The organism is Spiroplasma alleghenense, from assembly GCF_003363775.1.
Taxonomy (GTDB): Bacteria; Bacillota_I; Bacilli_A; order Mycoplasmatales; family Mycoplasmataceae; genus Spiroplasma_B; species Spiroplasma_B alleghenense.
The window spans coordinates 203,365-225,405 of record NZ_CP031376.1 but is presented as its reverse complement, the minus strand read 5'-3'; the positions used below and the strand labels follow the sequence as shown (position 1 = coordinate 225,405).

General features: G+C 30.9%; 16 protein-coding genes. All 16 read right to left on the bottom strand.

The genetic code is table 4. The annotated features are described in order from the left end of the window. Positions 1 to 12: 12 nt before the first annotated feature. The 16 genes from glpK to pfkA all read right to left on the bottom strand — a co-directional run bounded on the left by glpK (position 13) and on the right by pfkA (position 22,024). Entirely contained in the window at positions 13 to 1,521 is a 1,509-nt protein-coding gene (gene glpK / locus SALLE_RS01055) for a glycerol kinase GlpK (protein WP_115557789.1), read from the bottom strand. A 30-nt stretch (positions 1,522 to 1,551) separates the two neighbouring features. Continuing rightward, positions 1,552 to 2,712: a type 2 glycerol-3-phosphate oxidase gene (glpO, locus tag SALLE_RS01050; RefSeq protein ID WP_115557788.1), complete on the bottom strand. Its 1,161-nt coding sequence runs from the start codon at positions 2,710 to 2,712 to the stop codon at positions 1,552 to 1,554. Between the two features lie 31 nt (positions 2,713 to 2,743). Further along, positions 2,744 to 3,514, bottom strand: coding sequence for an aquaporin (locus SALLE_RS01045; RefSeq protein WP_115558710.1), 771 nt, complete (start codon positions 3,512 to 3,514; stop codon positions 2,744 to 2,746). A 180-nt stretch (positions 3,515 to 3,694) separates the two neighbouring features. Continuing rightward, a complete protein-coding gene (locus SALLE_RS01040; protein ID WP_115557787.1) occupies positions 3,695 to 5,188 on the bottom strand; it encodes a hypothetical protein in 1,494 nt (497 codons plus the stop codon). Continuing rightward, positions 5,178 to 5,912, bottom strand: a complete 735-nt coding sequence (locus SALLE_RS01035) for an ABC transporter ATP-binding protein (RefSeq protein ID WP_115557786.1) — start codon at positions 5,910 to 5,912, stop codon at positions 5,178 to 5,180. The genes SALLE_RS01040 and SALLE_RS01035 overlap by 11 nt, the downstream gene beginning before the upstream one ends. A 379-nt stretch (positions 5,913 to 6,291) precedes the next feature. Next, the gene (locus SALLE_RS01030; RefSeq protein WP_115557785.1) at positions 6,292 to 7,548 is read right to left on the bottom strand and encodes a formate/nitrite transporter family protein; all 1,257 of its coding nucleotides are present in this window, start codon (positions 7,546 to 7,548) and stop codon (positions 6,292 to 6,294) included. Positions 7,549 to 7,559: 11 nt separating this feature from the next. Then, on the bottom strand, positions 7,560 to 8,732 hold the full coding sequence (locus SALLE_RS01025; protein WP_115557784.1) for a formate/nitrite transporter family protein: 1,173 nt from the start codon (positions 8,730 to 8,732) through the stop codon (positions 7,560 to 7,562). Between the two features lie 111 nt (positions 8,733 to 8,843). After that, positions 8,844 to 10,778 carry a threonine--tRNA ligase gene (gene thrS, locus SALLE_RS01020; RefSeq protein WP_115557783.1) on the bottom strand — a complete coding sequence of 645 codons (1,935 nt, stop codon included), beginning with the start codon at positions 10,776 to 10,778 and terminating at the stop codon, positions 8,844 to 8,846. 246 nt (positions 10,779 to 11,024) lie between these two features. Further along, positions 11,025 to 12,467, bottom strand: coding sequence for a pyruvate kinase (pyk, locus tag SALLE_RS01015; RefSeq protein WP_115557782.1), 1,443 nt, complete (start codon positions 12,465 to 12,467; stop codon positions 11,025 to 11,027). Between the two features lie 116 nt (positions 12,468 to 12,583). Beyond that, positions 12,584 to 14,122, bottom strand: coding sequence for an ABC-2 transporter permease (locus SALLE_RS01010; protein ID WP_162807919.1), 1,539 nt, complete (start codon positions 14,120 to 14,122; stop codon positions 12,584 to 12,586). 1 nt (position 14,123) lies between these two features. After that, on the bottom strand, positions 14,124 to 14,843 hold the full coding sequence (locus SALLE_RS01005; RefSeq protein WP_115557780.1) for an ABC transporter ATP-binding protein: 720 nt from the start codon (positions 14,841 to 14,843) through the stop codon (positions 14,124 to 14,126). Next, positions 14,843 to 16,090, bottom strand: a complete 1,248-nt coding sequence (locus SALLE_RS01000) for a hypothetical protein (RefSeq protein WP_115557779.1) — start codon at positions 16,088 to 16,090, stop codon at positions 14,843 to 14,845. Before SALLE_RS01000 ends, SALLE_RS01005 begins: the two co-directional genes overlap by 1 nt. A gap of 109 nt (positions 16,091 to 16,199) precedes the next feature. Then, entirely contained in the window at positions 16,200 to 18,011 is a 1,812-nt protein-coding gene (locus tag SALLE_RS00995) for a dicarboxylate/amino acid:cation symporter (RefSeq protein WP_245886017.1), read from the bottom strand. A gap of 16 nt (positions 18,012 to 18,027) precedes the next feature. Then, positions 18,028 to 19,365: an FAD-dependent oxidoreductase gene (locus tag SALLE_RS00990; protein WP_115557778.1), complete on the bottom strand. Its 1,338-nt coding sequence runs from the start codon at positions 19,363 to 19,365 to the stop codon at positions 18,028 to 18,030. Between the two features lie 211 nt (positions 19,366 to 19,576). Beyond that, positions 19,577 to 21,019, bottom strand: coding sequence for a pyruvate kinase (gene pyk / locus SALLE_RS00985; RefSeq protein ID WP_115557777.1), 1,443 nt, complete (start codon positions 21,017 to 21,019; stop codon positions 19,577 to 19,579). 27 nt (positions 21,020 to 21,046) lie between these two features. Then, positions 21,047 to 22,024 carry a 6-phosphofructokinase gene (gene pfkA, locus SALLE_RS00980; RefSeq protein WP_115557776.1) on the bottom strand — a complete coding sequence of 326 codons (978 nt, stop codon included), beginning with the start codon at positions 22,022 to 22,024 and terminating at the stop codon, positions 21,047 to 21,049. Between the last annotated feature and the right edge of the window lie 17 nt (positions 22,025 to 22,041).

Here is a 22,041-nt window from a genome sequence, read left to right as displayed (position 1 = left end):
TCTTTTACTTTTTTATTCAATATCCTTAGTTCACGAGAAAGTTCTTTGAACCGCAGAATTTCATCCTCTGATATTTTTATCAGCTTCTTCTTGATTTCAATTTGGTTTTAGTGTGAAATCCTCTTTATAGCTATCATTAATTTCATCTAAACTTTTTCAAAACCCAACTGCTAATCCCGCTAGATAAGTCGCCCCCATTGCGGTTGTTTCAACATTAATTGGTTTAACAACTTGCGCTTGAGAAATGTCTGCTTGAAATTGCATCAAGAAGCGATTATTAGAAGCTCCCCCATCAACTTTAATGGTTAAAAACTTTTTACCAACATCTTTGGCCATTGCAGTTAATACATCATTGGCCTGATAAGAAATTGATTCAAGAGTCGCTCTCACAATGTGTTCCCTTTTAGTTCCTCGATCTAGTCCAAAAATGGCTCCTCGAGAATAAGGGTCTCAGTATGGGGAACCTAGACCTGTAAATGAAGGGACCACATAAATTCTGCGATCATCTTTGACTTGTCCAGCGTACCACTCTGTTTCTAAAGCATTGTAAATAATTCTTAAATTATCTCTTAACCATTGCACTGCTGCTCCCGCTACCATTACCGAACCTTCTAAGGCATAAGTAATCTTATTTTTATAAGCTACCGCCACAGTTGTAAGTAAACCTCGTTTTGATAAAACTTTTTCTTCTCCAGTGTTCATTAAAATAAAACAACCAGTACCATAGGTAATTTTAGATTCCCCAGAGTTAAAACACAATTGACCAAATAAGGCTGCTTGTTGGTCTCCGATTGAAGAAGCAATTTTTATTTGAGTTTTGTCATTTTTTGAAATCAAACCTGGATAACTCTTAGCATAAACTTCAGAACAAGATTTAATTTCTGGCAACATATTTCTTGGAATATCAAATAAGGCCAATAATTCATCATCTCAATCATTGGTATGAATATTATAAAGCAAAGTTCTTTGGGCGTTTGTATGATCTGTTACACATACTTCTCCACCAGTCAAACGATAAATTAGCCAAGTATTAATTGTTCCAAACATTAATTTACCATCTGCTGCAAGTTCTCTGGCTCCATCAATATTATCTAGAATTCATTTTACTTTAGTTCCTGAAAAATATGGATTTAAGATCAAACCGGTTTTTTCCTTAACCATATCAGTTTCCTTTTGGCCCATGGTTTCACAATAATTGGCGGTTCTTTGGTCTTGTCAAACAATCGCATTGTAAATCGGTAAACCAGTTTCAACATTTCAAACCACAACAGTCTCGCGTTGATTGGTAATGCCAATAGCTTCAATTTGACTTCCCATGATACCACTCTTATTCAAAACCTGAATTAAAGTTGATCTTTGGGTGTTTCAGATCTCAACTGCATCATGTTCTACTCATCCTTCTTTAGGAAAGTATTGAGTAAATTCGTTTTGATCAACAGCCACGATTTCTCCTTGTTTGTTAACAATTAATGTACGAGCTGAGGTCGTTCCCTCATCAAGAGTAATAATATATTTTTCCATATATAATCTCCTTTTATTTAATAAATAGTTTTATACTAAAGGAATTAGTGAAACTTCTTGAGGTTGATAGTTGGGCTTGATTTTTAAAGTCCCAAAAGTTTGCTCAACCAATTCAATAACATAATCTGCAATGGCTGGAGCTGAGGCAATTGCTGGTGACTTCATTCCTGCCACATTAATGAAATGATCATCACCACTGGCAAATCTTATTCAAAAATCATCAGTTTGGGTTTCAATTGGTCGAGACCCCGAAAATGTGGTCACTGTTTTGTTCATATTGATTGAGGGAATTAATTTTTTTCCAATTTCACCAATCAAATCATATTGCTCCTGGGTTACTAATCGTGTTTCATTTTTGGCAACACCCTCAACAGCCGTTGGTCCTACCATTACTCGACCATCTAGCATCGGGGACACAATAACCCCTTTTCCGTGAATTGTCGGCACCATGAAAACTACTGAGTTCACAATACCAGCTTCACTTTTTTCTAAAATGCGGTACTCGCCGCGACGAGCTTTTAATTTAAAATCTGGATAACCAGCCATGCTTGAAATTTCATCTGCATAGTGGCCAGTAGCATTTATAATATAGGTACTAGTAAATATTTCTTCTTTTGAATTTGTAATTATATATTTGTTATCTTTACGATTAATAGCAACAACTTTTGAATTTACCTTTAATTTGACTCCATTACGAATAGCGTTTGTAAATAATGTTTTTGTTAACTCAACAGTGTCAACTGCAATGGAAGAGTTAGCAATCAGAGCACCAATAGCTTCTTTGGAAATATTGGGCTCGCGGATTTGTAACTCCTGTGCATCAATTATTTTTAATTCTTTTTTATGAAGACCATTTTGTAGTCCGCGATCATATAACATTTTTATGTGATCCATCTCTTCTTGGGTAAATGCAACAATTGTTGAATCAATTCTCAAATATGGGAATTGCATTTCTCTTATTCAATCTTCGTATCGAAGCTTACCCTTAATATTTAACTGGGCATTCAAGCGTCCTGGAGTTGGATCAAAACCCGCATGAACTAAACCCGAATTGCCTGCACTTGTTTCTTGTGCAACCCTTGGGTTAGCCTCTAAAACAAGTATGCTAATATCATATTTTGCTAATTCTCTGGCAATAGAAGCGCCAATGATTCCACCACCAATAATACAAATATCAAATTCATTTATCATTTTTCTGATTCCTATCTTAAAAATAATTTTACTATAGGGCTAAAAATATTGCTCCAATTACAGCTCCTGCACTTAATGGTGCTAAAACCGGAATTCATGAATATCCTCAATCCGACGTTCCTTTATCTTTTAATCTCATTAGAGAGTGAATAATTCTTGGTCCTAAATCCCTAGCTGGATTTATAGCATAACCAGTTGTTCCCCCAAGGGCCAATCCAACTCCAAGAACTATCAATCCCGCCATCATTGGTCCGACCAAATCTGTTACGCCTTTATATTTTGACATTGCTAAAATTCCGATAACCAAAACTGTTGTTCCCACAAATTCAGCAATAAAATTAAAAAGACAAGATCTAGTTGTTGGTCCAGTTGAATGAATTGCTAAAACTTTTGCCGCTGCATCTTTTTCTTCAGCAGTTAAGGTCATTTTAATATGTTTAAAGTAAACCAAATTAACAACAATCTGACCAACCATAGCTCCTAAAATTTCAATCAAAATAACTAAGAAAAATACTCCAACTCCCGCTGCTGTGCTTCCTGCAATATTTGCAAATGATCCTTGAAAATTTGAAATAGCCATCGCCAGTGCGACTGCGGGATTTAAATATCCTGCACCACCTTCAAAAGCTGAAGAAATCATTGCAGCGACTGTAACAGCAACACCTCATCCAATGGTAATTGACAATCATCCAGCATTATTACCTTTTGTATTTTTCAACAAAACGTTAGCAACAATTCCGTTACCTAAGATAACTAATATTGCAGTTCCTAAAAATTCAGTAATTAATAGTGAAACTCATATTGACATAAAAAATCTCCTTTCCTTTGTGAATTACTCCACACCTTTAATATAACACTATAAAATAAAAACTCCACATAAATGGAGTTTTTGCGAGATATTTTTTATTTAATTTAATTATAGTTAATTTGAAACCAATTAATATTTAAATAAGTATAGTTTATATTTTATTAAATAAAATTTTTAGCCTCTTATTTTTTTTGAAAAATTAATATAACATAAATTTATTATAGCAATATCAATCATTGCGTAGATAAAATAATAAACCTCTACGCGAACGCTTGAATAAAGTTTTACTCCTTTAAATGGTCCATAGTCACTTTTCTTTTGCTTGCTTGAGAAATCAATATTAATTGGATTTTGAAATATATTTTGTAGATGACTTACATAATTATATAAAATTGGATTGTTGTAATCTGTTCCAGAGAACATTAAAGCTACATGGTTGAAAGGATTTAAAATATTTTTAATTTTATCTTCCTTAATAATTTCTTTTGGATTTTTTCCAGCATCTGCTCAAAAATCCCTTGTATCTCAGTTGTACTGCCCAAACTGTTTACCTAAAAAAATTGTGTTCAAAAAGTATCTATTAAAAAGATAGTTGTCTGGTGTAGTGAATTTATTTTCTATTATCTCAAATGATTGCTCAAATTCAGCACCAAATCAACCGGAGTTAACGACATATAGCAATTTTAAAAAACTATTATTTTTATAAAGTTCAATTTGTGCTTCAAAAATCTTTTTATATTTTTCCAATTCTTTAATCTTTAATAAACTTTTATTGATTTCAATAATTTTATCTTCTTGGGTGTAATCCTCACCTCGAGGATACCATTTTGAAAATTGATTATCAGAAACAAGATATTTGCCGACCTGATTTTGAAAATTTAGATAATTTACTTGCGAATTTTTTTCGTCTTCATCAAATTCTACAAAACCTCAAGCTATTGTTTCTTGAAATGTTTGTTCACTGATTTCATCACTGATTTCTTTGAACGTTTCGTCTTCAATTATTTTATTTCAGGCAGCTTCTTTGAAACTATCTTCAATAATGTCATTGTAGCTAGAATTAGACTGCAAATTGTATATTGCACTTGAAGCTGAAATTATTAATAGCAAAAATAATGAAACTACCCCCAGAGCTGTTGCTAATGATTCGTTAAAAAATTTTGAGAGCAACAAAGTGATTGAAATTAGCAAAATTATTACAATAATGTATCATCCTTGAGACGATACAAACATACGATAGGATAGGATGTCTTTATTTTTATAAATTATTGCAAAAAATATCATTGCAATTGAAAAGTTAATGAAATATATTACTAGATTAACTATCATGATTAAAAATATTCTACTAAAGTAAATTGAAAAGTTTTTAAATCCATAACGTGCTTCCAAATTTGTTATGTTATTTTTAATTTGAATTATAAAACAGTTTACAGTAGTTAAAATAGCTACCAGTCCAAATAGTAGTGTATTTAAAGCAATCAAAATATTAATTAGAAATAAGTTTGCTTCCGCTTTATTGGTTGAAGTACAGACAAATATTGACACAAAGTTTATTAAAGTAATCATGGCTGATATGAGGGTAATGGTTAATAAATATTTTTTATTTTTTAAAAGTAGTGCAATTTGATTTTTAGTTAGAACCAGGGTTTGTGTAAAATTAATTTGCATCTAAGTAGTTCCTAATGTCATGAATCTTTTCAACTTTATTGGTTGTATATCTATTAAATATATCCTTTAAATTTTTTGGCTCAAAATTGATTTCATCGTAAACAACCTTACCCTGATCCATAATTAAAATATGATCTAAAATATCCTTAACCTCTTCAATCAAATGAGTGATGATTACAATTGTAACATCTGGATTTTTGAAATTTTTTATAGCTTCTATTATTAGAGATTTATTTTTAATATCTAAATTCGCAGTTGGCTCATCAAAGAATATAACTTTTGGCCTAATTAAAAAGCAAACAAATAAAGAAAGCAATTTTTGTTGTCCAGCAGAAAGATTTGAAATTTCCTTTTTGAAAAAAGGCTTTATGTCTAGAAATTTCAAAATTTCTACAATTCTTTGATTATAAACCTTAGTTTGAATTTTAGATAGATTTTTTATTAGAATCAAATATGTTTCCACCCTGACATTTTTGGGAAGTTCATTATTTTCTGAAAAAAAATATCATTCAGAATAATTAGAAATTGATATTGATTTTGAATTGTAAATAATTTCTCCCGAGTTTGGCAAATACTCCTGAAAAATTATTTTGGTAAGTGTCGTTTTTCCAGCACCATTATTTCCTAGCAGCCCGTAAATTTGACCACTTTTTAGACTAAATGATATGTCTTTCAAAACATGAGTTTGATTAAATTTTTTGCTAATATTGCTAATTTCTAACATATTTAATACACCTTTCTAGTTTCCTATAAATTAAGATAATTTGCTTTAATTAACCAAAGTGATCAATTATATTTTCAATTTCAAAAGACTAATTTCATAAAAATTAGTCTTAGTAGTTTATGAATATTAGTTAAAGATAATTGTTATATTAATTTTGGTTTTTTACTGAAATAAAAAATGGAGGATTTTATATATTACATTTTTATTAATTTGATATGATAATTTATTAATTATTAGTATATTAGGTGAGGTCTAAAATCTAATTCACGAGATTATTTTAGCACCTTTTTATCTGAATAATCAAAATTTAAAAAAAATCTTAAAGTAAATAAAAAACCAATCTTCCAGAAACATTTGTTTCTTTTAGATTGGCTTTATATTATTCTTTATTTGGTTTTTTAGTTTTTTTAACAGTTTTGGGTTTCATAAAGACCTCTTCAACACCAAAGGTATTTGAAAAATTTTCATCTAATTTTGGTTCTGAAAGAGTATTAGTTGATTCTAAGGTTGGTAGACCCTGATTAATCGGTCCTTCATAAAAGGCAATCAGCTCTCTAAGGTTTTCTTGTGAATATTCAAGTTTCATTTTTCTTGCAAGCAATTGAACATATTCTTTATTGTTTAAGTAGTAAACAAATGGCATAACTATTCCCCCACCAATTCAGTTTCCTATAATTGAAGGAATTAAAGCTACTCCAAAAAATATGAAAGCAAAACTTACATCAACTCCCTGTCAGCTACTAATTGTGCCAACAGCGTTGGTTGTCTCATTAAAGATGGTTAAATTTTCTGGGTGAGATCATTTCATAAATAATAAACTTCAGAAGTAAAACATGTTACTTGGTCCATGACTATAATTTGATAAAACATAAAATAGTACGCAGAAGAAAGTTACAACAATTCCAACAACTGGATTTTTATCAGCATGAGTAACAACTCCGGTTCCTGAAGCTAAAATTCCACATAAAAATCCTGAAATCAATGATGCAAAAATTGCTTGAAACCAAATTCCGGTTTTAATTGGTGAGTAATCAAAGTTTCCAGTACTTGTAAATTCTGGGAAAAGCTTATTTCCTGCCCCAAAAAGATTTTGGTTAGCAATTTCTAAAACTCGAGCAGAGAAATCATTATCTTTATAAGCTCCGGTTCCTAGAAAGATCACAGCAAGAATTAATGATCCAACAAAGTTACCAATTAATACTGCAACCATTCCCTTAAATAGTAAACGTTTTTTTGTTACTCCAAGCATTGTTGGTAGCGTAGCAAAACAGTGTCTAGTAAATAAAGTTCCCCCAAGAAAAGTCATCAAGATTATTCCCCCAGGAATGATAATTCCTGAAATCATATTTCTTATTCATAAACGTTCTGATTGAGCTACATCGGTTCCAATAGCCTTAGTTCCATAAACAGCCGCCACAATCGCAACCGAAAATAACAATCCCCCAAGGATTCCTAATAAGAACTGTAAAGCAAAGGTATATCTAATTTTATTAACAACTTCTCTGAATCCCCCAAGAACTCCGTCAGTGGCAAAACCATGAGAAACATCAAGAGTAGAGTAGTCAACGTTTTGATAATCTGCAATTTGTTTTTCATACTTAGCTTTTAGCTTAGCATTTTTTTTATTCATTTTCATAACGCGACCTCCTATTCTGACTCTTTCCCTTTACTTTGAATATTTTTTTTAAATTTCGTCCTGATATTTTCGCTTTCGCTATTATTTTTTTGCTGAGCCTCTTCTAGTTGACGTTTTTTAATATCTTTAATAATTTCAGTGTCAATCGCAGCTCCAGTAGTTGTGATAACAACTTGACCTTTAGCTTCTTTTAAAGCAACTTGTGCTCTTTCGTAAATTATTTTTTTAACCAATAATTGTGTTAGGTCTTTATTGTTTGAGTATAGGATTAAAGGCATGATTAGTCCTCCACCCAATCAGTTACCAAACAATGCAGGAATAACATTAACAAGTAAAAATGCTAATGGCGCTCATCAAGCAAAAGCATGATAAGTTTCTGGATGTTGGATATACATTATAATTCAACTTCAAAAAAAGAAGAAATTGGCTGGACCATGATTGTAACCTGAGATAACAAAGAAACTTAAACTGAAAAACATAACCAAGATTGAAGCCATTGGGTGTTTTGAAGAAAAAGTAATTGGTAAGGTTGTTGATACTAAGAAGTTACATAAAATTCCCGAAAATAGTGATGAAACCATTGCCATAATTCAGAATTTTAAATGAGGAACTGCATAACTGGCATGCTCTAATTCCTCACCAAATTGAAACATCTTATGAGTAATTGTGCTAACCATCGCATTATAAAAAGCAGAATCAGTAAATGCTCCAGTTCCCATAAAAACAAGAGGAACAATTAGTGCTCCAATCATGTTTCCTAACAAGGTTGCAAATAATGCTTTCAAAAATGGTCGACGATCTAAGGCATTCAGCATTACTGGTAAGGTTGCCATACTATGAGAAGTAAATAGCGAACCACCTAGGAAAGTAATCATAATAATTCCACCTGGGAAAATTAGTCCCGATAAAAGGGTTTTTAATCACCCTAAGCTCGCTGGCATCCCTTTTGTACTATAAACAACAGCAACATACGCTGAAGCTGCAACAATCCCCCCAAGGATTCCTAATAATATTTGGAGGTGAAAGGCATATTTAATTTTTTTGATTACTGCTGAAAAACCACCCAGAAATCCATCTGTTTGGAAACCGTGAGAAACATTAAGTGCTGAGTAGTCTATTTTTTCTAAATCTGCAATTGTTTCGTTTAGTTTAGCAATATAAATATCATTTTCTGTTTTGTTCATTAAACTACACCTCTAAAAATAACTTTTATAATAATATCATAATTAAAATTTTTGTCTATTATTTTATAAAAATAAGCAAAAACGAATAAAAGTTATTTGCAGATTTTTAGACTAAAATTTTCCTTTTGAATTAATTTCGTTTTTAATTAATTCTAAAAATTTAGCTACTGGAAGTGTAATTTGCTCTTCGCTTCCATAGCGACGATAAGTGATTGTTTTATTTTCTCTTTCGTTTTTACCGATTACTAATTGGAACGGTATTTTATTAACCTGAGCATCACGAATTTTATAGTTTAAACGTTCATCTCTAAGGTCAACTTCACTACGAATAAATTCCTTTTTAAGGATATCACGAATTTCTTCACAATACACAGTATCATTTTCTAAATTAACAGGGATTATCTTAACTTGTTTTGGTGAACATCAAAGTGGTAAAACCCCTTTAGTTTGTTCTAAAAGAACTGAGATAAATCTTTCATAAGTACCAATTAGTCCACGGTGAATCATAATTGGACGTTCTAATTCATTGATTTGATTAATGTAGCTTAAATCAAATTTTTCTGGCAATAGGAAGTCTAATTGTAATGTTGAAACAGTGATTTCATGATTTAAAGCTGTTCGGATTTGAATGTCCAATTTAGGTCCATAGAAAGCAGCCTCACCAATCATAGTTTTGTAAACCAGATTTAACTCTTTTAAAGTTTCTTCTAATTCCGCTTCCGCCTTATTTCACATGTTATCATCTGGGAAATATTTTTCCTTATCTTCGGGATCTCTTAGTGAAAGTGATAAGTAATCAATTTGGATATCAAAAGTTCTTAATACTTCAGTAATTAATTTAAAACAACGTTTAAATTCATTTTTTAACTGATCAGGGCGAACAAAAATATGTGAATCAGTTAATTCCATCGCTCTAACTCGTTCTAAACCAGTTAAACTTCCCGAAGATTCATATCTATGTTGTAGGGCGTGTTCTGCGTAGCGAATTGGTAAGTCTCGATAACTTCGAGGTTGTTGGCGGTATACTGAAACGTGGTGCGGACAACTCATTGGTTTTAAAACCAATTCTTCGTTTCCCATCACCATTGGAGCAAACATGTCTTCGCGATAGTGATCTCAATGTCCTGAAGTTTTATACAAGTCACTTGAACCAAGAACTGGGGTTTCAATTTGGATGAAATCATACTCTCATTCTTTTTCCATTAAATATTTTTTAATTTCTTGTTTTAAAACGGTTCCATTTGGTAATCAGATTGGCAATCCTTGACCAACCAATTGATCAAGATGAAATATTTCTAAATCTTTACCAATTTTTCTGTGATCATTAGCTTTACGTTCCTCTTTTGCTTGAATTCGGGCGTTAAATTCTTCAACTTTAATGCCACCCATTCCATTAATTCTTTGCAACATTTTGTTTTTTTCGTTTCCTAAGAAATAACTTCCTGAAAGTTGTTGTGCTTCAATTACTTTTAAATCTGAAGTTTTACTTAAGGAAGCAAAGTTCCCAATAACGTAAAGTTCTTTTAGTTTAAATAAAACAGCTTTCTTATTTTTGCATTGATGTTTTCCCAACAGACTAGCAAGATAAGGATTGTTTTTTGAAATTTTTGAAAAGTCTTTGGCATCAATAACTTCAACTTTAATTTCAATGTTTTCTTTAATTAACTCTTTTGCTTTATTTGAGATTTCCTCTAATGCTTCTAGGCGCAAGCGTGGTTCACAATCAAATGTCAAAGCAAATTCATCATCATCTTCAACAGCAACTTCTGCTACATTTACATTTGGATAAAGTTCTTTAATTGCCAAGGCACAAACAAGAGCGGCAGTATTGTTTACTACATTTAAGTATTGCTCATGACGATCTGTTATTAATTCCAATTGACAATCAAAGTCAATAGTGAATTCACTAGCGACAATGAATTCTTCATCAATTATTCCTCCAACAACTTTTTTACCCAAGCTTGTTGCAATCGAAGTTGCAATTTCTTTAATAGTTTGAGGTTTACTAAACTCTCTAACTGATCCATCTAATAGTATTATTTTCATTTTTTTATCTCCTTTAAATTTAAACAAAAAAATACTCCCATAAAAGGAGCATTTTCTGCGGTACCATCCTAATTTACAAGCTAAAAACTTGCATCTTAATTTAATTTTATCGCGTTAGCGTAATTCCTGAAAAAAGGTAGTAATTTTAATTTTGAATACTAGTTCACACCAACCACTAGCTCTCTGAAATCAAAACCCTAAAATCTCGTCCTTTAAGAATTAAGAATATTTAATTTTATTTGATTATTATTTAATTACTATTTCTTTGATATCTTCGTTTCTTACAACTAAAACTTTTTCACCAATTTTAGCTCCTCATGATTTAGCAATATCTGCTAAAGCTTTTTCATCAGCATGAGTTTTATTAATGTCATTACTGTGATTCATGAAGATTGAATGTCAAATTCCAAATGCTGTATATAGTTTTGGATCTTCTGATACTCCTAGAATTGTTACATTTGGACGGAATTTTGAAATAGTTTTCAATAATTCCCCTGTTTTTGATAAAACAATCGCAAATTCATATGAACCAGATTTTGCTTTTTCTGCTAATTTATCAGCAATTTTAGCACGTGGTCCTGATGTATTTTTACGAGCATTTTCTAATTGTTTTTCATAGTACAATTTTCCATAAAATTCTACTTCAGCACGTTTATTAATTGTCGCCATTGTGTCAACTGTAATGAATGGGTAATCTCCATTTGCAGATTCTCCAGATAACATTGTTGCATCTGAACCTAATTCAGTTGCTCAATAAACGTCAGTTACCTCAGCACGAGTTGGAGCTGGGTTATCTGTCATTGATTCTAGCATTTGAGTTGCTACAATTACGATTTTTCCTTTTTCACGACATTTACGGATAATTTGTTTTTCTCAGTAAGGAACTTCGTAGTAAGGGATTTCTAAACCTAAGTCACCACGGGCAACCATGATTCCATCTCCTGCTTCAATAATTTCATCAATATTATCAATTCCAATTTGAGATTCAATTTTTGAAATAATTTGAATATGATCAGCTTTATTTTCTTTTAAAATCTTACGGATTTCATGAACATTTTCAGCAGTGTTTACAAAACTTGCTGCGATGTAATCAACACCTTGTTGAATTCCAAATTTAATATCGTTGTAATCTTTTTCTGCTAGAAATGGTAAAGTAAAATCAATTCCTGGTAAGTTAACACGTTTATTAGTTTTTACTAAGTGGTGGTTAAAGGCTTTTGCTTTAACTTCCATTTTTTTAGTATCAACCGCAGTTACATACATTGTTAGTTTTCCATCGTCAACTAACACTGTGTCTCCAACTTTAACATCTTTACTCATATCATATGACATTTGTAATTCTGTTGCTGTACATTCTTTTTTACCGAAATCTTCAGGATTTGTAAAGATTGTTACTTCACTTCCAGCTTTAATTTCTTGTTTTCCGTCTTTCATTTTTCCAATACGAATTTCTGGACCTTTTGTGTCTAATAAAATTGAAATTGGTTTTTTAATTTCCTTACGAAGAGTTTTAATTCATTCAATTCTTTCTCCGTGCTCTGTAAAGTCTGCATGTGAGAAGTTTAAACGAATTGTGTTCATCCCTACTTCATATAGTTTAAATAAGTTCTCTTTTGAGTGAGTACTCGGACCAATTGTTGTAATAATTTTGGTACGTTTGATTTTGTTGCTTAAATCGTGAATTTTCATTTTTATCTCCTATTTCTTTTATCTTTTAGATTATAACTAAATTTGATTAAAAAATCACTAAAAAATAAAATAATGTCTTTATATATTTATTAATATTATTTATACCCAAACGCTATTTAGTTTCAAACTTTTCTTTGAAATAAAAAGTATTGTGCCCCGATTAAAGAGGCTGATAAAATAAAGTAACTGAAGTAGAATCACTCAATATCAAGATTTGTTTCAAAAGCAATATAGCCTTCACTATCTTTAAAAGCCTTTAAATTATATTTTTGTCCAAAAAGATATAGTGAGGCATTGATTGAATTATAATCAATATTATCATCTGAATAAATTTTACCAAAGTACATTAAATTAAAATGGCCCAAGGGGTTAGTTAAATTGCGCATTTTTATAAGTTGTGAAAATGCGTTAATTTCTCTTATATCTTCTTCATCCTCGCTCGAATTGACTCTCGGTTCGTTTGATAAATCTAATTGATTGTAAAATATTATTTGTAAAATTTGAAAAAATAAGAATTCATCTGCATTGTGATAAGTTTTTTCAACTTCTTCAAATAAATTATTTTTGTCGCCAAAATACAGCCTTTCATTTTTATCAGGAATATTTGCTGCAGTTTGAATTTTAAAATTATTTAAAAAGTTTTCAACTAAGTTGGTTATAAAACGATATTCAGTATTATTTTGTTTTAAAAAATTAACCATCGGCTTTGTCTTGCTTAAATTTATTTGATCATTAAATATGTTGAAATCTGAAAACTTACTTTTAGAATTATTGTTTTTTTCAAAGATATTATGAAAATAAGCAATCATGTTTAAGTACTCATTGTCACTTTCTTCCATTTCTTTGAAATCTTCATTTCAAAAAGCCGGTCCTTCTTTAAAAAGATATTTGTTGTTTAAGGGGGCGTCGCCAAAAGCGTTCTCATAGAACTCTTGGCATTGTTCTAATATTTTTTGGTTTTCTGGAATTCTCTCAAATTCCCGCTCTATATTTGTAAAATATTTAATTCATATTGTGTTAAATCCTAACGAATGCTCATCTTTTACGTCAGCTGAATCTATTTTTTGATAATTAACTGGAACAATTGAATACAAAGATATTCCAATAGAAATAATGAACATCATCAAAATACTTAAAAGTGAAGATCAAGTTGAATTAAATAAAATTGAGAAAAACAACGAAATTGAAAATATTACTAATCCTATAATTGCATATCATCCCAAAGCAATAAAGCAAACTCTATAAGAGAGAACGTCTCTGCTGGATATCGCATAAGAAAGTGAATTTACTAAAATTAGCGCTAATAGAATAATTGCATAAAATGATATTAAAATTGTGACTCTTGAAAAATATATAGTTTTTTTTGAAAATCCGTTGCGAGATTCCAAATTTATAATTTTATCTTTAGCATGTTCATTAAATAACTTTACAGTTAAAGAAATTATGTACACACCAAAGATTATTGAAATTATTATTGGCAGCGAAGTTATAAATACATAAAAATTTAAATAATTATTTGGATTTTTCAAACCAATTACTAAAATAATCATTAATAAATTAAGTAGATTAATAGTTGAGAAAATTATTCACAAGGACTTATTTTTTAAGATGTTTAAGAATAACGATTTGGAAAGTATAAAGTAACTATTTTTCATTTTATCCAAACCTTTCTTTTAGAAATTCCTCATCAGTTTGTCTAACTAAATCCTCATAAGTTTTTTGTAAATTATCAATTTTTTCCAATGAGTTTTGAAAAATGATTTTTTTATCTCTAAATACAATTACTTCGTCTAGCAATTTTTCAACCTCACTAATCAAGTGAGTAATAATAACAATTGTTTTACCCAAGTCTTTTAGGTACTTAATTGCTCTGATCATAATATCCTTATTTTTAAAATCTAAATTAGCGGTTGGTTCATCAAAACAAATTAATTCAGGGCTTAAATTAAATAAAACAAACAAAGAAAGCATTTTCTTTTCTCCGTCAGAAAGTTTTTCAATTTTGGATTTTCTAAATTTTTCAAAATTAAATACTCATTTATATTTTTCGATTGCAGTTGAATTCTTTAATTTTAAAGAATTTAAATTTAAAATATACTCTAAGTATTCTTCTACCGACATATTTTTTGGTAGTTCAGTATTCTCGGTAAAGAAAAACATTTTTTGGTAATCTACTCTAGTCATTTTTTTACCTTCAAATAATATTTCTCCGCTATCGCATCGATATTCTTGAAATATTATTTTTAATAGTGTCGTTTTACCTGCCCCGTTGTTTCCTAACAGTCCTGTAGTCTTACTTTTCTTAAACTCTAAACTTATATCATCAAGAACTAATTTTTGTTTAAATTTTTTTGTTACATTTTTTGCATTTAACATTAGCGATCCCTATAAGTTACCGGGGCTGTATAACCTCCGTTATAAGTCACAGACATTCCCTTTCTGTAAGGTTGAACATTGCTTGCAAGAGCAATAAAAGAGTCATCATTTATTTTTAATTTAACTTGACCATAAAATGTACTAAATGTCACTATAAATTTTAATGTGAGTTTGAATTCCAAGTCACGATTACTATTTTTACTAATATATTCATTCATTGCGTCTACTACTAAGTATGTTAATGAAGGGTCTAGAAATATACTAGAAGTACCCGCAGAAGCACCCCCGCTAATTACACCAAAGTAGCCTATAGTTAGTAAGTGTACTTTAGCTTCGCTATAATTTGAATTTCTTTTTTTATTTAAAATTTTATCTGAAATATTTTTTACAGACCAACTAGCTAAATCTAAAGTTGCATTATTTTTAATTGGGCTGAAAAGCGTAGAATTTGTAATAATGGTCTCATGCTCTATTCTTTTATCTCCTCTTTTATAAATCATAGTACTTTCATTTTTTGCTCCAATGATCGCTGCGTGATTTCACGCGCTTCCGGCTGCCCACTTTACTCAAGCTGATAGCCTTATATTAATTTTTAAAATATTATTATCTCAAAATTGCTCCAAACCGACTTCCACAGTCTCTTTTCTGCTGTGTTTTTTATCAGAAAACAAATGTAATTGAGTGTAGTTACTTTGAGATTTTATTTCCACATAATCCTCATATTCATCCAATGGGAAATCCTTTCCTATTACATCTTTTTTCTTCTCTATATTTCTTGTTCAACCATTTTGACCGTTTCAAAGATTATAACCCATATCATAATCAACCTTTATAGTAGAGTAATTCAATAAGAAATCTTCTTTATTTTGTGAGTAATCAAAAATATTAAAATATCCAATTTGATAACTAATTGAATAAACCTTATTTTTTTCTACTTTTTTGTACTTTGTATCTACAGCATCACTCTTATATGGTAAGTTTTGGTCTTTACCCGAATCTATGTATAACCTGTTAAACTTTCCAACTTTATGGTCAGAATAGTTTATTTCCTCTTTGTAGTCTTCGGAACCGCTTTCCTCTATTGACTGATAAAATTCATCACTATCAGCTACTTCAACACTATTCTCAAATAAAGCATGTTGTTCGTAATTGCCAAGCAAGTTTCTTTCATTACTTGAAAAAATTGCTCCAGATGCACAATTACCAGTTAATGTTACCGAGGCTAATAAATTCAAAAAAATCTTCATAGTTAATTCTCCTTTTATTTTAATACATTATAATTATAAACCTAAAAAATGTAATTAATCATAAAAAAACCAATCTATAAAAAGATTGGTTTAAATAATATAATATTTACTAAGATTTGGTTTCTTTAGATTCTAATTTGGCTTTTTTGGCTTCCGCTTTTTTGGCTAAATTTTCTTTATATTTTAAAGCTTGATTCTTCATTTTCTCTTCTTTTAAGTCGTCTCTTTGTGAGATTTTTAAACTTCGCTCTGATAATTTTTTTAACTTAGCCTCACTAAATAGTGGGGAGTCTGGCTCAAATTGTCCTTCACTAACAGCTACCAAGGTATTGGCTTGAATTCCCCCAATTACATTGGCTCCTGTTCTTCCCATATCAAATAGACCATCTAAAGCCCCAATGATCGCATATACTGAAGCATAATATGCTCCAAACCCTAAACCACCAAGTACTCCAGCAGTAACAACTGAAGAAGTTCCCGGAACTCCAGCAATTCCTAATGAAGCAATAACTGTTGTAAATCATGCCATTAAGAAGAAAGTTACTAATCCAAATGATGCTGCTACATTATCACTTCCTGTATACAATAAACTAGTTACTAATCCAGCTTGAACACCAGCACAGGCAACCAACCCCATGCTTGTTGAAAGTGGTGCAATTACTCCAACCACATTATCTTTTACTCTCATATCATCTTTTAAAGTTGAAATCGAAACTGGTAAAGTTGCATTACTTGATTGAGTAGCAAAACCTTGAACTAATGGTTTTCATGCCGCTTTTCATCAAGGTCCTACTTTAACCCCAGCCATTCAAACCGATAGAGTCATTAATATCATCATTATAATGATTGATAAGTATCCAATTCCTAATACTAATCCAATTGATTGCAAGGCCCCAATTGGTCTTGTTGTAATTGAAGTTAAGATCATTGAAATAACAGCAATTGGCATTATTTTCATAAATGTCATTAACATCGACATAATAATGTCTCAACCTGTATCCATAGAATTACGTAGTTTTTCCATTTTTTCAGATTGACGTTTTGATAAAACTTTTACACTTGTTCCCATTAAAGCGGCAATTACCATTACTGGAATAATTAATCCAGTTGTAAATGCTGCCACAAAGTTACTTGGAACGTACTCTCAAATAATTTGAGGAATTGGTTTTGTCACTGCTGAACCAGTTCCTTGAGCTTGTTGGTCTAGTTCTAAACCTTTACCAACTTTTAGCCCATAACCAATTCAAAATGTAATAACAAATGCTACAGTAACATTTAATAAAAGAATTCCTACCCCTTTTGCAGTAATACGGCTTAATCCCTTTACTTTAGGTTTTGAAGTTACTCTAAATATTGCTAAAAATACTACTGGTATTGTTAACATTAAAATACCATTAATAAATACTTGTTTAAATAATGAAGCTCAAATTGAAAGTTCATTTACTCATAGAATTTCATTTTGTCAAACTGCATTTGCGGTTCCTGTAGCACCTTGGAAAACCTCAACACCAGCAGCATTTTTAATTCGACCTCAAAATATCTCTCCCGGAATTGCGTCTTTTGCTATGTCAGCAAATTTTACAAGACCATCAACATTACCAAAGTCGTAGTAATAATTATTTAAATTAATTCAGTTACCCGCTTCGGTTTTAGCTCATCATCCACCTTGACCGCTTGTAAATCAATTTCCTGCTGGAAAACCGATGATTGCTTGGACAATAATACCAAAAATTAATCCAATTCCCAATCCGATTAATACTCGGTAGACGAATTTCAATTTAACGTATTTTAGAAAAACTCAAAAACCAGCAACAATTGAAAATAATAATACTATGGCAACTAGTGATTGTCATGTGCTGATTGCTAAAAAGTCACGCAATAGGTTACTTTCTTTTTGCGCACTTGCTAATAGATTACTCAACTTAATTTCCTCGATTCTATTTTTCTATAATTTTGCTTAAAGCAATATTGATAATATCTTTTGTCCGGCTAAATGGTGGTGCATATGGCAGGTCAATTTGGTTTACACTTGGATCTAAGACATCTTGATTCCAAATCATTGCAATGATACTATGGATTCTCATAATAGCTTTATCATAGCCTCCAAATTGACAACCAATTAATGTGTTCTTTTTAACATCTTTTATTAATTTTACCCAAAGGTCTCTTTGACCCGATACATAATTGGTATGATCCTTATCTTTTATTAAAACTTCTTCATACTTAATTTTGCTTTCTGTCAAAAATCTTGAATTTTCTCCTGTGCGAGCTAATTCCAAATCAAAAATTTTAACAATTGCTGTGTTTAAGGCCCCGGCAAATTCACTTTTAATACCTACCAAGTTTTCAGCCACAATTACAGCATGCTTAGATGCCACAGTTGCAAGCGGTGAGTAAACTGGATTTTTATAAGTACGTCCAAATGTTTGAACACAATCTCCTCCAGCATAAACGTCCTTAATATTAGTGGCTCCGGTTTTATCTACAATAATAGCATTTCTTTCATTAAGTTTTAGATTAGTATTTATTAAGAAGTCTGTGTTTGGACGAACACCAATGGAACAAATTAATAAATCACACTTAATTTTTGTTCCATCAATTAGTTCAACTTCTGTTATCTTATCGTTTGTACTAAATATTTCTTTTATCTCGGTGTTTTTAATTAAATTAACTTTATTTTTTTCAAGTTCTGTTTCAATTAAATCTGTGAATTCTGGGTCAAATAAATTAGCCAAGGGTCTACTTCCTTTTTCAATTACTGAAATATTAACTTTATTATTTGCTAAATTTTCTGCGACTTCTAATCCGATTAATCCAGCTCCAATAATAACAATATTTTTTGCTTTGGATTTAATTTTTTTAATGTCTTCTCCGTCTTCTTTAGAATTAACTGTAAAACAATTGCTATATTGTTTTGATAATACTTCATTAATAATTGGAGTTCCTCCGGTTGCGATAACTAATTTATCATAATTTTCTATAATATTATTTTCATTTGATTTAGCGATAACTTTTTTATTTTTAAAATCAACTTCTGTTACAATGCTGTTAGTTAGAACTTTAACACCAATTTTTTCAAAGTCTTCAACTTTTCTTGCTAGCATTATATTTGCATCGGCAAAATTATCTCCAATGTAATAAGGTATTCCACAAGCACCAAGTGAAACATAATTATTTTTTTGAATAACAACAATTTCAGCCTTTGGGTCAAGGCGCTTTAATTTTGCAACTACTCCCATTCCCATAGCAGCTCCTCCAATTACAACAACTTTCACAAAACCCCTCCTTGTGCATATTTATTTTTATAATTTTATCATATTAGTGATAAAAAAAATTTTATAAAAATCTTTATATAATTTAATTTTCAAAATAATAACATAAAAATTGATTTAGTACTAGTCCTTCTTTTTAAGAATTAATATTATATACAAAAATGAACCATTAACCGGTTCATTTTGATTTTATTTTTAAAATTTTCAGATAAAACTATTTAACGATAATTTCTTTAATATCTTCGTTACGAACAACAAGAACTTTTTCTTTAGTTTTTGCTCCTCAAGATTTAGCAATTTTTGATAATTCTGCTTCATCTTTTAAGATAGCATCAAAGTCTTTACATTGGTTCATGAAGATTGAATGTCAAGAACCAAATGCATTATAAAGTTTTGGATCAGCACTTACTCCTAAAATTGTAACATTTGGACGGAATTTTGAAATTGTTTTCAATAATTCTCCAGTACGAGATAATACAATCGCAAATTCATAATCTCCAGTTTTAGTTCTTTCTGAAAGTTGGTCTGCAATTTTAGCACGTGGACCTGTTGTATTTTTACGAGCATCTGCTAATTGTTTTTCGTAGTAAAGTTTTTCATAGAATTCAATTTCAGCACGCTTATTAATTGTTGCCATAGTTTGAGTAGTAATGAAAGGATAAGTCCCTGCAGCAGATTCCCCTGATAACATTGTTGCATCAGCTCCTAGCTCAGTTGCTCAGTAGACATCAGTTACCTCAGCACGAGTTGGGGCTGGATTATCTGTCATTGATTCCAACATTTGTGTAGCAACAATTACGATTTTTCCTTTTTCACGACACTTGCGAATAATTTGTTTTTCTCAGTAAGGCACTTCATAGTAAGGGATTTCTAAACCTAAATCACCACGAGCGACCATGATTCCATCTCCTGCATCGATAATTGCATCAATGTTATCGATTCCTAATTGAGATTCAATTTTTGAAATAATTTGAACGTGTTCTGCTCCGTTTTCAACTAGAATTTTACGGATTTCATTTACATTGTCAGCACTATTTACAAAACTTGCTGCTACGTAATCAATTCCATTTTCGATTCCAAATTTAATATCGTTGTAATCTTTTTCTGCTAAGAATGGGAGAGTAAAGTCAACTCCTGGTAAGTTAACACGTTTGTTAGTTTTTACTAAGTGGTGGTTAAAGGCTTTTACTTTAACAATCATTTTTTTACTATCAACAGCTGTAACGTGCATTGTAAGTTTTCCATCATCAACTAAAACAGTATCCCCAACTTTAACGTCTTTACTCATGTCATATGACATTTGTAATTCAGTTGCTGAACATTGACGAGTTAAGAAATCTTTTGGATCTGTGTAAACTGTTACTTCGCTTCCAGCTTTAATTTCTTGTTTTCCGTCTTTCATTTGACCAATACGAATTTCTGGACCTTTAGTATCTAATAAGATTGAAATTGGTTTTTTAATTTCTTCTCTAATTTCACGAACACCCTTTAAACGAGCTCCGTGTTCCTCAAAGTTACCGTGTGAAAAGTTTAAACGAATTGTGTTCATTCCATTTTCAAATAGTTCCTTAATATCTTCTTTTTTGTGTGTACTTGGACCAATTGTAGTAATGATTTTGGTACGTTTGATTTTATTTTCTAAATTATAAATCTTCATTATTCTGCCTCTTTGTTTCTTTTTTTATTACTTTTTAATATTAGCATTAATTGCACGGATTTTATCAGTAAATTCTCTAACATCTTTGTGTTTCATGTTTAAAGTTTTATCAATGTCTCTTGCTACTAGTTCATTTTTGTAAAGTCCAATATATAGACCACCTTTACCAGCGATGATTTGTTCTACTGCAAAAATTCCTGCTGTAACTGATAAGTAACGATCCATAGCTGTTGGACTTCCACCTCTTTGGGTGTGTCCTAAAACTGTTGCTCTTGAATCATAACCACTAGCTTTTTGAATTTTCTTAGCTAACTCATCAGCGCTTGGGTACATTTTTTCTGAAATAGCAACAATTACACTACGACGGTTAGCTTTTGCTAATTTAGTAACTTGTTCACAAATTTGTTCTTCAGTTAATTTTGATTCTGGAGTAGAAATGACTTCAGCTCCTGTAGCTATTGCTCCATATAAAGTTAAATCACCACATGCATTTCCCATGATTTCAACAACGATACAACGATTATGAGATTGAGCAGTTTCACGAATTTTATCAATTGATTCAACAACTGTGTTTAAGGCTGTGTCAAAACCGATTGTGAAGTCTGATGAAACAATATCGTTATCAATAGTTCCGGGAAGTCCAATACAATTAATTCCCATCTCGGTTAATTTTTGAGCTCCCTGGTAACTTCCATCTCCCCCAATAACAACTAAAGCTTCAATTCCTAAAGCTTTTAAATTTTTAACAGCTTTTTGGCGAACTTCAACTTCTTTAAACTCGGGTAAACGAGCACTTCCAATTACAGTTCCTCCACGAGAAATAATATCGTTAGCAAAAGTTTCGTTAACTTCTTCAATTCAATTATTAATTAAACCTTTATATCCATCTTTTACAACATAAGGGGTGATTCCGTTTGCAATAGCAGTTTTAACTACAGCACCAACTGCTGCGTTCATTCCTGGTGCATCTCCACCTGATGTTAATACTCCAATTTTTTTTATCATATTTTTTTACTCTCTCT